The sequence below is a fragment of the Halochromatium sp. genome (genome assembly GCF_054919635.1).
In genome coordinates this window covers 1-10183 of sequence record NZ_JBUDPI010000112.1, presented here as the reverse complement: position 1 = coordinate 10183, position 10183 = coordinate 1, and the positions used below count along the sequence as shown (strand labels likewise).

Annotated in this window: 15 protein-coding genes; 9 read left to right on the top strand and 6 right to left on the bottom strand. The window is 62.0% G+C overall.

Translation table 11 applies throughout. From position 1 onward, the window contains the following. Nucleotides 1–130: 130 nt before the first annotated feature. The 4 genes from ACY693_RS08850 to ACY693_RS08835 form a co-directional block, all read right to left on the bottom strand. Nucleotides 131–619: a hypothetical protein gene (locus tag ACY693_RS08850; RefSeq protein ID WP_462321463.1), complete on the bottom strand. Its 489-nt coding sequence runs from the start codon at nucleotides 617–619 to the stop codon at nucleotides 131–133. Beyond that, nucleotides 588–974 carry a type II toxin-antitoxin system VapC family toxin gene (locus tag ACY693_RS08845; RefSeq protein ID WP_462321462.1) on the bottom strand — a complete coding sequence of 129 codons (387 nt, stop codon included), beginning with the start codon at nucleotides 972–974 and terminating at the stop codon, nucleotides 588–590. The genes ACY693_RS08850 and ACY693_RS08845 overlap by 32 nt, the downstream gene beginning before the upstream one ends. Continuing rightward, complete coding sequence (locus tag ACY693_RS08840) at nucleotides 974–1207, bottom strand: type II toxin-antitoxin system Phd/YefM family antitoxin (protein WP_462321461.1); 234 nt, start codon at nucleotides 1205–1207, stop codon at nucleotides 974–976. Before ACY693_RS08840 ends, ACY693_RS08845 begins: the two co-directional genes overlap by 1 nt. 216 nt (nucleotides 1208–1423) lie before the next feature. After that, entirely contained in the window at nucleotides 1424–1780 is a 357-nt protein-coding gene (locus ACY693_RS08835; RefSeq protein ID WP_462321460.1) for a hypothetical protein, read from the bottom strand. A 47-nt stretch (nucleotides 1781–1827) separates the two neighbouring features. On the opposite strand from ACY693_RS08835, the gene ACY693_RS08830 reads away from it, so the two are divergent. Beyond that, nucleotides 1828–1983 carry a GNAT family N-acetyltransferase gene (locus ACY693_RS08830; protein WP_462321459.1) on the top strand — a complete coding sequence of 52 codons (156 nt, stop codon included), beginning with the start codon at nucleotides 1828–1830 and terminating at the stop codon, nucleotides 1981–1983. 51 nt (nucleotides 1984–2034) lie between these two features. On the opposite strand, the gene budA is transcribed toward ACY693_RS08830, so the two are convergent. Then, nucleotides 2035–2856, bottom strand: a complete 822-nt coding sequence (gene budA, locus ACY693_RS08825) for an acetolactate decarboxylase (protein ID WP_462321458.1) — start codon at nucleotides 2854–2856, stop codon at nucleotides 2035–2037. A 204-nt stretch (nucleotides 2857–3060) separates the two neighbouring features. On the opposite strand from budA, the gene queF reads away from it, so the two are divergent. The 8 genes from queF to ACY693_RS08785 all read left to right on the top strand — a co-directional run bounded on the left by queF (nucleotide 3061) and on the right by ACY693_RS08785 (nucleotide 9076). Continuing rightward, nucleotides 3061–3450 carry a preQ(1) synthase gene (gene queF, locus ACY693_RS08820; RefSeq protein ID WP_462321457.1) on the top strand — a complete coding sequence of 130 codons (390 nt, stop codon included), beginning with the start codon at nucleotides 3061–3063 and terminating at the stop codon, nucleotides 3448–3450. Next, complete coding sequence (locus tag ACY693_RS08815) at nucleotides 3447–4835, top strand: FGGY-family carbohydrate kinase (protein WP_462321456.1); 1389 nt, start codon at nucleotides 3447–3449, stop codon at nucleotides 4833–4835. The genes queF and ACY693_RS08815 overlap by 4 nt, the downstream gene beginning before the upstream one ends. Nucleotides 4836–4922: 87 nt before the next feature. Further along, nucleotides 4923–5546, top strand: a complete 624-nt coding sequence (locus ACY693_RS08810; protein ID WP_462321455.1) for a V-type ATP synthase subunit D — start codon at nucleotides 4923–4925, stop codon at nucleotides 5544–5546. 16 nt (nucleotides 5547–5562) lie between these two features. After that, entirely contained in the window at nucleotides 5563–6270 is a 708-nt protein-coding gene (nth, locus tag ACY693_RS08805; protein WP_462321454.1) for an endonuclease III, read from the top strand. Nucleotides 6271–6420: 150 nt separating this feature from the next. Continuing rightward, the gene (locus ACY693_RS08800) at nucleotides 6421–6870 is read left to right on the top strand and encodes a DUF1841 family protein (protein ID WP_462321453.1); all 450 of its coding nucleotides are present in this window, start codon (nucleotides 6421–6423) and stop codon (nucleotides 6868–6870) included. Between the two features lie 220 nt (nucleotides 6871–7090). Then, a complete protein-coding gene (locus tag ACY693_RS08795) occupies nucleotides 7091–7366 on the top strand; it encodes an HvfA family oxazolone/thioamide-modified RiPP metallophore (RefSeq protein ID WP_462321452.1) in 276 nt (91 codons plus the stop codon). Nucleotides 7367–7392: 26 nt separating this feature from the next. Then, a complete protein-coding gene (locus ACY693_RS08790; RefSeq protein ID WP_462321451.1) occupies nucleotides 7393–8274 on the top strand; it encodes an HvfB family MNIO-type RiPP peptide maturase in 882 nt (293 codons plus the stop codon). Beyond that, entirely contained in the window at nucleotides 8267–9076 is an 810-nt protein-coding gene (locus ACY693_RS08785; protein WP_462321450.1) for an HvfC family RiPP maturation protein, read from the top strand. The genes ACY693_RS08790 and ACY693_RS08785 overlap by 8 nt, the downstream gene beginning before the upstream one ends. A gap of 71 nt (nucleotides 9077–9147) precedes the next feature. On the opposite strand, the gene ACY693_RS08780 is transcribed toward ACY693_RS08785, so the two are convergent. Then, a complete protein-coding gene (locus tag ACY693_RS08780) occupies nucleotides 9148–9942 on the bottom strand; it encodes a retropepsin-like aspartic protease family protein (protein WP_462321449.1) in 795 nt (264 codons plus the stop codon). Between the last annotated feature and the right edge of the window lie 241 nt (nucleotides 9943–10183).

Here is a 10183-nt window from a genome sequence, read left to right as displayed (position 1 = left end):
CAACGCATGGACAGCTTCATGCGCTGGTCCTTCGGCGTCACCATCGGCACCGGCGGACTCATCATCGGCATCCTCAAGTTCTGGCCCTAGGAGTTCGCTGAGTCCGCGACACGTGACCCTCGCGAAGAGGTCACGCTGCGGCCACCAAGCGAGCAGACCGCAACCGCTGTGACCCGGGAGCCAGCAGATCATTTCCAGCGCGATCACCGATCTCCGCCAGACCGCACCCGGTTCGGCACCCGTCAACCAGCTCAGTCCCCGCCAGCGCCTGGAGGGCCTGATGCAGCAGGTGCTGCCCACCGCGGGCAGCGCCCTTGGCCAGGCCCAGAGCAATCAGGCCCCGGGCCGCAGCGATCTCGAGGAGCCGCTGCAGCGGGTCAACGAGGTGATAAATGGCTCTGGGGTGCCGTTCGAGATCAGTGATCCACCCGGCGAGCGGCTGGTGACGCGCATCGTCGGCATAGCGTCGGCCGCTGTCGGCATCACCGGTAATCTGCTGCAGTTCGCTGTCGAGCGAACGAGTGATCAACTGGTCCTTGCGAGCGCGCTTTTGGAAGTGGATGCGTTTGGTGCGAAAACGTGCGGCATTACCAATCGGTCTCGATGCCGAATTGCTCAAAGGCGGGGTCGCACGTGAGCAATGGGAGATGTTCTATCTCGCTCTGCGCTGCAAGCATCCGATCGAAAGGATCTCGATGAGCAACCTTGAAGCCTCCGGAGCGGAGCGCATGGAGGTGAGTGATTGGCAAGGGATCGAAGCCATCTGCCGCCACAAGCTCTGAGAAGCGAGCGGTGGCATCCGGTACGCCCTTGAGCTTGCCAATGCGTTGCTTGGTGGCAATCTCCCAGGCACTCGCAGCACTGACGTAGATGCTGTTGTCCGGGTCCGCGATCATCTGACGGGCTCTATCCGATAGCTGCGGGTTGTTCGTTGTCCACCAGAGGAAGGCGTGCGTGTCGAGCAAAACCCGCATCATTCAGCCTCCCAAGCGCGAATCTCCTCGTCGGGCAAGGGTTCAAAGAAGGCATCGTCCACTCGGCCTGGCAGTCGGCCCGGTCGACGTTGCGGTGCCGCGTTGGCAAGTGGCAACAGCCGGGCGTAAGGCTTACCGGCCTTAGCGACGATGATCTCTTGGCCACGATGGGCCTGCTCGAGGAGTTTTGAGAAATGGGTCTTTGCTTCGTGAACGTTGACGATTGTGGTCATGACGGGTTGGCTGATGCGGACTAAGGTATCGACTAAGTCTATGTCCGGCAGGTGGCCTTGGCAAACCGGGAGTTGGTCGAGCGAAGACCGGGAAGGATCGCGGTTTGGACTTCCTTGTCAGCAGGCGCATGTCGGCGAGTGTGAGTTCGCGTGCCTCGGCTTGACCGATTCACGCCTGCACCTGAGCCTGTCAGCTGCAGGGCTGGAAACTGTCTATCAAGCGAAGCACCCACCATGGCCACATCGGCAGAAGACATTTGGGCACTTTTTGGTGAAACCGACCGCAAGTTTCAGTAAACCGACCGCCAGATTCAGGCGCTGAAAGCGCTGCTGGGTCGGCAAGTCAATCGGCTGGGTGAATTCGTCCAAGAGGTGGTCTGCCCGGCAGTCGTGCGTCCGCTGCGCGAGCGTGGTCTGCCGGTGCATCAGGTGGCGCCGAACCTCACCGCCTATCACTACAACGGCCAGGTGGTTACCAAAGTCGATCTGCTGGCAATGAATGCGCAGGTTGCCGTAGCGGTGGAATACAAATCGCCTCTCAGCGTCGATGACGTGAACGAGCACCTTGAGCATCTGAAACGATTCAAAAGCAGCGCGGCCAAGGACTGGGCCGGCAGCTGGTGCAAGAGGCCCTGAGCCGGGCCGCTCATCATGGCGCCGCAAAGGTCCTGCTATCGGTCGACGCCCGCAATGCTCCAGCCCGCCGACTCTATGCACAAATGGGATTCCGCATCTACGCCAGACGCAGCCTCTATGCCTGGATTGCAGACGTCTGATCATCGATCGCGATCGGCGTCCGAGGCCCACGCCCGATCAAGCCCAACCGATCATCGCTCGTCACTTGGCTGCCCCTGCTCGACGGTCTTCAGCTCAGCGCTACGATCGCTGTCGAGATTCGCCTCCAAGTAGTCTTGGTCCATTGGCAGCTGAATGCTCCAGCCGCTGGTCTGGTCGAGCTCGATGCTGGCTTGCTCCATCAGGAAGCCAAGCACATGACCGCCATGAGCACGGTCCGCAGAGAGGAAATGCAGATGAAATCCCGGTACATTGATCCCGTCAACGAAGGCCGGACACCAAAACCCGACTAGGGTGCCTTCGATATCTTGCCTCTCGAACACCACCTGCTCGCGCGCGACGAGGGCCAGCGGTGCATAGGGTCGCTGCTGCCGCGGCACGCTGCGATAGCGAATCTGCGCAAACCGCCCTTCAGCCTTGATGGCATAAAAGGTGTTGCGGCTTGGAAAGCGCTTTTCAAGCTGCCTGTGGAACGCATCCTCGTCGATCGAGTCACTCAGCGTGAAGGTTTGGTCGGCCTCGAATTCGGTGACCGCCATGAAGGGCGTTCCGGTCTCTGGCGGCATGCGTCTGACCTGCCCATCGCTCGCAGCCTGATAAACGACGCCGTCGAGTGCGATCAGCTCCCCATCGAGTGCCGCAAAGGTACCGAGACCAAAGTCGCCCTGCTGGAGAAGATCGCCAACCGTCGCGACGCTGTCGTAGACACCCGCAAGCAGGGCATCGATGGTCGACACTTGGTAGAGCACCTCATCGCTGCCCTCGTCGGCCAACGGACCTCCGGCGAGCATTGTGCAAATTAAGGCGCCGACCAGACGGAACCGTCGCTCAGTGGAGAATCGACGTCGTTTCATGAGATGCCTCGCAAAGACAGAGCAACAGAGAGGTCGGAGCGAGACCTGCGAATCCATCAGCGCCACGCTCAGCAGAGGGTCTCGACGCTGGGTCTTGGACCCCAACATCCATAGTCTCGCACAAGGCGAGATCCCCGAGTACCGCGAGGATTCGTCCTATACTGCGCGACCCCGCGCCACCACAACCCAGGAGACTGCATGACGATGGCGACCGCACCCAGCCAGACACTGGAAACCTTCCCGAACCCTCAGCCAGAGCGTGACTACAGCATCCGCATCCGAGTGCCCGAGTTCACCTGCCTGTGCCCGAAGACCGGTCAGCCAGATTTTGCCGAGCTGACCTTGGAGTACGTTCCAGAAGCAACCTGTGTCGAGCTCAAGTCGCTAAAGCTCTACGTCTGGTCATATCGCGACCAGGGCGCCTTCCATGAGGCGGTGACCAACCGCATCCTGACTGACCTGGTGCAAGCGACCGAGCCGCGCTTCATGCGTCTGACCGCTGAATTCAATGTCCGCGGCGGCATCTACACGACGGTCGTCGTCGAGCACCGGGCCCCCAGCTGGCAGGCACCAACACCGGTTGCGCTACCTTGACGGAGACCGGTGACAACCGCTGCTGGATCGGCCTCGATCTCGGCACCTCCGGCTGCCGAGCAATCGCCATCGACCCTGCTGCACAGCCAATCGCCTTCGCCAAGGCCGACCTTCCCCAGCGTCGGACGACGAAGCGTGAGACGACGAGCAGCCGCGCGAACACTCGCGCTGTCGAGCAAGATCCCGAGGCCTGGTGGTGTGCCGTGGTTGGTGTGTTGGGCACGCTGATCGGTGATCTCCACCGCTATCGCCCGCAAGCACTCTGCGTCGATGGGACCTCGGCCAGCATTCTGCTCTGCACACCTCAAGGCCAGCCGCTCACAGCGGCGCTGATGTACAACGATGCGCGCGCCATCGCCGAGGCCCAGCTCGTTGCAGAGCAAGCGCCCGCGGATTCAGCGGCGCGCGGACCCAGCGCCTCGCTTGCAAAACTCTTGCACCTGCGCCATCAGCTAGAGCCAAAGCAACCGGTGCTCGCCTTGCATCAGGCCGATTGGATCGGTGGAAGGCTGAGCGGCCGATTCGGCGATAGCGATTGGAACAACGCACTGAAGCTTGGCTATGACCCGCAGCGCTTGAGCTGGCCGGATTGGCTGCTGGCGATGGACCTCGCGCCTATACAGCTACCGCGCTGTCACGCACCCGGTACCGACCTTGGGCCCATCCGCTCAGAAGTGGCGACCGAGATTGGGCTCCCCCCGGACCTGCGCATCTGCGCAGGGACCACCGACAGCACGGCAGCGACGCTCGCCGCCGGCGCTCGGGCGCCAGGCGATGCCGTCACCAGCCTCGGCTCAACACTGGTGCTGAAGCTGATCTCGAACCGAGCCGTCAGCGACGCCGCCAGCGGGGTCTACAGTCATCGTATCGGCAACCTCTGGCTCGTCGGCGGCGCCTCGAACAGCGGCGGGGCCGCTCTGCGGCAGCACTTCGACGACGACGAGCTCAGCCGACTCAGTACGCAGATCGACCCAGATCAACGGACGGGCTTGACCTACTACCCGCTCCCAAGTCGCGGCGAGCGCTTCCCGATCGCTGACCCCAACCTTGCACCGCGCATCACACCACGACCAGCATCGGACGCGCTCTTCCTCGCTGGTCTTCTTGAGGGCATCGCAGAGATCGAGCGTGCCGGCTATCAGCGGCTGTGCGAGCTCGGCGCGCCAGCGCCGGTGCGCGTGCTCAGCAGCGGTGGTGGCGCCCAGAATCCGACCTGGACCGCAATTCGCAGCCGTGTGCTGGGGTTGCCGGTGCAAGCGGCACAGCATCGAGAGGCCGCTTATGGCTCGGCACTACTGGCACGCGGCGATTGCAGCGCCGCGCCGGAGCACCATCGACCCGTTGACCGACGGTCATCGTCTGTTGATCTGGAACGGCACCGATGAGCGTGGGTCTTTGGCACAATGCTCAGTTGCAGGTAACCTCTAGGTCCTATTTCAGGTCCTAACCCGTCACGCCGAGTTGTCAACGCCATGGCCCAGCAAGTCCTCAAGGTCCCTCCGACCAAGAATACCCTGCTATCGCTGAAGAAACAGGCGAAGTTTCTCGAGGAGGGTCACGACCTGCTCGAGCGTAAGCGTGAGCTGCTCACCCGCTTGGTCTACGAGCGCATCGGCGAATACCGACGACTGCGCGAGGATGCAGAGCTTGGGCTCGCCGAGGCCTATCGCTGCCTCGGGATCACCCATCTGCGCATGGGCAGCCGTGGACTGAATCAGGCTGCCCTCGGCGCCTCCGCAGGCCTGCGGGTCGATATCCTGCCACGGCGCTCGCTCGGGGTTGAGTATCCGTCGGTGACCGCAGAACCGCTGCCGATGAAGCCCGCCGGACTGCTGGGAACCGATGCGAGCTTCGATAACACCCGCGAGCATCTCGCGAAGGCCGCCGTGCTCCTGGCTCGGCTCGGCGAGGTCGAGATTGCCCTCTATCGGCTGATGGAAGAGCAGCGTAAGGCACAAAAACGCGTCAACGCGCTCAAGTACAACATCATCCCGCTTTATCAGCGCAGCATCCATTTCATCCAATCCGCGCTGGAAGAAGAGGAGCGCAATACGCTGTTCCAAGTGAAGGTGCTGCGCGAACGGGCCGTCGTCTAGGGCAAGTGGGCTGCGAGTGAACAAGACAAAACGCACGGCCATCTTCGAACGGCTCAAAGCGGCCAACCCCGCTCCCACGACCGAGCTTCGCTACAACTGCGCCTTCGAGCTGCTGATCGCTGTGATCTTATCAGCCCAAGCGACGGACAAGAGCGTCAACAAGGCCACGGAGCGGCTGTTCGAGGTCGCCAACACCCCGGCTGCGATGCTGGCCCTAGGCGAGGACGGGCTCAAGACGCATATCCGAACCATCGGCCTGTTCAACAGCAAGGCCAAGAACATCATTGCGACCTGCAGCGCGCTCCTCGCCGCGCACGGTGGTGAGGTACCCCGAGATCGCGCTGCGCTCGAGGCGTTGCCCGGCGTCGGCCGCAAGACCGCAAACGTGATCTTGAATACCGCATTTGGTGAGCCGACGATTGCCGTCGATACGCATATCTTCCGGGTCGCGAATCGCACCGGCATTGCGCCCGGGAAGACGCCACTGGCTGTCGAGCAGCGGCTGCTGCGCCTGGTGCCCAAGCCGTTCTTGCAGGATGCTCATCACTGGCTCATCCTCCATGGCCGCTACATTTGTAAGGCAAGGGCACCGAACTGCCCGAGCTGTCCGATCTCAGACCTTTGCGAATACAAGCAGAAGACGCCAGTGGACCGAGCGACGACGTCGGCGCTAATCCCAAGAGCGACGCCAAGCAACAGCGACGAAGCCACAGCGACAGGGTAGCGACGATCCACAACCCGAGCGGGGCCATGTGATTCTTCCGTTGATTCTTCCGTCTCGATCCTTCCATGTTGATCCATCTGGGCAACGCCGCCGAGACCCTGTCTCTGCCTGATCCCGTGACCAGTCATCCGCTGCCCAGGTTCAGCCCGCATGTTCCATCAAGATCGCGACCAACTCCGCCAAGCCTATCTGACTGCCTGGCGCAAGGCACGCGAAGGCGAGCCACTGGAGCCTGTTGAGCGACAGATCATCGAGGTTGCCGAGCAGCACCCCGAGTATCACGCCCTCCTCGAGCAAGGCGAGCGCGCCCTCGGCCGCGAATGGCTACCGGAAAGAGGAGAGAGCAACCCCTTCCTGCACATGGCCCTGCACATCGCACTCCAAGAACAGGTCACGACCGATCGGCCCCCAGGCATCCGGCGTCTCTATCAGGCGATGGTCGCTCAATGCGCTGGTGATGCGCATGAGGCCGAGCACCGCATCCTCGAGTGCCTGGCCGAAGCGATCTGGAAGATGCAGCGCGACGGCCGCGACCTCAACCCCAAGGCCTATCTGAAGTGCATCAAGCGACGCGGAGCCGGCCGGCGGCCGCGTCACTGAACCGATCTGATCCCGGCCGATTCCAGCGCCGATGAAACATTTGACCGTTGAGCTGGGTCTTTACTGACGACGACAGCGATTGGCCATGCAAGCCGTTGGTTTTACCCTAGTCGAATACTGTGTTATGACTAGGGCGCTGGCGTTGTAGCCGAGACCTGGTCTTGCGCGCGAGCGGAGACCGAAATCAACGATAACCTAATGATTTTTCGGAGTGGACCCCATGTCTAAGAATTCTATGACCCCCGCTGCTGCTGTGATCGGTGCCGCCCTAGTCGGCGGTCTCTCCGCGGTCGGCGCGGCCCATGCCGCAGATAACCCATTCGGTGCTGAGCAGCTCAACGGCGGTTACCTGATGCTTGCCGGTGAAGGCAGCTGTGGCGAGGGCAAGTGCGGTGAAGGCAAATGCGGAAGCAAGGATGGTGGCGAAGGCAAGTGCGGCGACAAGGGTGAGGGCGAAGGCAAGTGCGGTGAGGGCAAGTGCGGCGGCGCGAGCTGATCACCCAGACCTCTGAGAGGCTAGCCATGAGCGTCCCAAGCTATCCTGTTCATGGTGCCGGCCTTGGTCTGCGGCGTGCCTTCGCGGCCGCCGCAGCCGAGCACCCGCCCGCTGAGGTCGATTTCTGGGAGATCGCGCCCGAGAATTGGATGGGCGTCGGCGGGCGCTGGGGAAAGGTCCTAAGGAGCATGACCGAGCGCTTCCCGGTCGTCTGCCATGGACTTTCTCTCTCGATCGGGTCGCCGGCACCGCTCGACCTCGACTTTATCCGTAAGCTCAAGGTCTTCCTCGACAGCCATCAGATCCGTGCCTACACCGAGCATCTGAGCTTCTGCTCCGATGATGGTCACCTCTACGACCTGATGCCAATCCCGTTCACCGAGGAGGCGATCGCCGACGTCGTTGGCCGCATTCGGCAGGTCCAGGATATCTTGGAGCGCCGCATTGCGCTCGAGAACGTCTCGTACTACGCCGCACCCGGCCAACAGCTGAGCGAGCTCGAGTTCATCAATCGGGTGGTGCGTGAGGCCGACTGCGATCTGCTGCTCGATGTCAACAACATCCACGTCAATAGCATCAATCACGGCTATGATGCCAACGCCTTCCTTGACGGTCTGCCCGGCGAGCGCGTCGTCTACGGTCATATCGCGGGGCATTACCAAGAGGCACCGGATCTGCGGGTCGACACCCATGGCGCTGATGTGATCGAGCCCGTTTGGAACCTGCTCGAGCGTGCCTATGAGCGGTTCGGCGTCTTCCCGACATTGCTGGAGCGCGATTTCAACATCCCACCACTCGCGCAGCTCACAACAGAGGTGCAACAGATCAGCAGTCTTCAAGCCGCGCGGCGCGCCGAGAACGGCAACAGCCTGCATCCTATCCTCAAGGAGCAGCTAGCCTATGCCTGAGCCGAGCCCGACCACCCTATCGCCTAGCAGCCCAGAGCCGGCGAGCTGTGCCGAGATCCAGCGCGGGTTTGCGGGCCATATCCGCGATCCCGAGGGCACGCCCGCGCCCGCAGACATCGAGCCCAGGCGGATGGCGATCTATCGCAGCCTGCTCTTTAATAATGTCTCGTCGCTCTTGAGTCAGGGCTTCCCCGTCTTGTACCGCTGCCTCGGCCGCTCCCGCTGGGATGCCTTGATTCGGCAATTCCTGGTCGAGCACCGCGCGGCCACGCCGCTGTTTCCGCAGCTGGGTCAAGAGCTGGTCGCCTTTCTCAGCACGGAGCGCGAGGCGCAGCCCGATGACCCGCCGTTCATGGTCGAGCTCGCCCATTACGAGTGGGTCGAAGCCGCCCTGCTGTTCAGCGATGACGAAGCAGACGTCGATCTCGCCGATCCGAATGGTGATCTGCTCGCCGGCCTGCCCTTGGTCTCGCCGCTGGCCTGGACTCTGAGCTATCGGTTTCCGGTTCATCAAATCAGCCCAGAGCACCAGCCACAGCAGCCTGATCCTGAGCTGACACACCTGGTCGTGTATCGCAACCGTCGCGACGAGGTCGAATTCTTGAAGATCAATCTGGTCACGCAGCGCTTGCTCCAGTTACTGAAGGAGCAGGCTCAGCCATCGGGCCTTGCGTGCCTAGAGACGATCGCGGAAGAGCTCCAGCACCCAGCGCCAGACCAGGTGATTCGGTTTGGCGCAAACCTGCTAGCCGACCTCAGGCAGCGCCACATCCTGCTCGGCACACGTCGCCTCGTGAGCTAGCGCGCCGATCGGGGCAAGAGGCTATCCGCGGCTCTCGATCCTCGGGCGGCGCGCCCATTGAGATCGAGTCGCTAACGGCTCACGGCCTGCGTCTCAAGGCTTGAGGTTGATGAGCCGCCGCCACGGTTCGGCGTCAGCATCAGACGATTGTTCTCATCGTCAATGGTCATTTGGTAACGTCCCAGCACGCTCATGCCAAGGAGTCCGGAGGCGCCAAGCTTATCCACGTCCAGGAAGGCGACAGCAACCTTGGGTAGACGCTCGCCATCCAGCCAAACGGCCTCCAAGGTCCCCATCAGGGCTTGCGCCCGGCCATTCGCCGTCTGCACCTCGCGCTCAGACAGACTCGCTTGATCCAGACCGAGCGGTTCGATCATCGAGGCCGGGAGCACCACTGCATCCGCGCCGGTATCGATCAACAGCACCCGGTCGACGCGCCGACCGCCGGTTCCCTCGAGGGTGACCCGAACCGAATGCTGAGCGCCTTCACGGATGGTCTCAAGCTCGATCTGTCCCGACGCCGAATCAGCACTCGATTCAGGATTGATCTGAAGCTTCGGGGGGGGATTCGCACTGGTCCGGCCCATGATGATGACCCGCGCCACCTCACCATCAGCGCCGTGTACCAGAATATGATCAAAACGCTCCAGCAGCACTCGAAGCCGGCGGTAAAGATCGACATCCTCCGAGCGCCCGCGCTCATCCTCCAGCACCTCAACCCCGGAGACCGAGAACCCATGCGCCGCAGAGAGGCGATTCAGCTCTGGTCCGATCTCGACCTGGGCTGCCGTTCCCGGTTTGCCCATACCAAGCAGCATCAAAGACGCGAGAGCGCAGGAGAACAGATGTCGAGAGAGACCTTTCATGAGACGAACCGCCGTGCTCCGCGCGACTTATGATCGCATAGCTGATATTGCGTAACAGATCCAGAGCTTAGCAGCCGGCGACAGAGTTTCCCAAAGGTTAAGCGAGCCTGACTGACATGTCTGAGCTTCAAGGCAATCGCAGACAAGCACAAACAGGCTGCCTCGGGCCTTGGTGGATGCGTTGATCCAGGGTCAGCGCATAAAAACCATTAGCCGAAGATCACCTTAGCGCGGTAGTCGT

Excerpts from the sequence above, each read along its gene's own strand:
- ACY693_RS08845 (WP_462321462.1), bottom strand. The coding sequence starts at position 974 with ATGCGGGTTTTGCTCGACACGCACGCCTTCCTCTGGTGGACAACGAAC.
- ACY693_RS08840 (WP_462321461.1), bottom strand. The coding sequence starts at position 1,207 with ATGACCACAATCGTCAACGTTCACGAAGCAAAGACCCATTTCTCAAAA.
- ACY693_RS08835 (WP_462321460.1), bottom strand. The coding sequence starts at position 1,780 with ATGCTCAAGGTGCTCGTTCACGTCATCGACGCTGAGAGGCGATTTGTA.
- budA (WP_462321458.1), bottom strand. The coding sequence starts at position 2,856 with ATGAAACGACGTCGATTCTCCACTGAGCGACGGTTCCGTCTGGTCGGC.
- queF (WP_462321457.1), top strand. The coding sequence starts at position 3,061 with ATGGCGACCGCACCCAGCCAGACACTGGAAACCTTCCCGAACCCTCAG.
- ACY693_RS08810 (WP_462321455.1), top strand. The coding sequence starts at position 4,923 with ATGGCCCAGCAAGTCCTCAAGGTCCCTCCGACCAAGAATACCCTGCTA.
- ACY693_RS08800 (WP_462321453.1), top strand. The coding sequence starts at position 6,421 with ATGTTCCATCAAGATCGCGACCAACTCCGCCAAGCCTATCTGACTGCC.
- ACY693_RS08795 (WP_462321452.1), top strand. The coding sequence starts at position 7,091 with ATGTCTAAGAATTCTATGACCCCCGCTGCTGCTGTGATCGGTGCCGCC.
- ACY693_RS08790 (WP_462321451.1), top strand. The coding sequence starts at position 7,393 with ATGAGCGTCCCAAGCTATCCTGTTCATGGTGCCGGCCTTGGTCTGCGG.
- ACY693_RS08785 (WP_462321450.1), top strand. The coding sequence starts at position 8,267 with ATGCCTGAGCCGAGCCCGACCACCCTATCGCCTAGCAGCCCAGAGCCG.
- ACY693_RS08780 (WP_462321449.1), bottom strand. The coding sequence starts at position 9,942 with ATGAAAGGTCTCTCTCGACATCTGTTCTCCTGCGCTCTCGCGTCTTTG.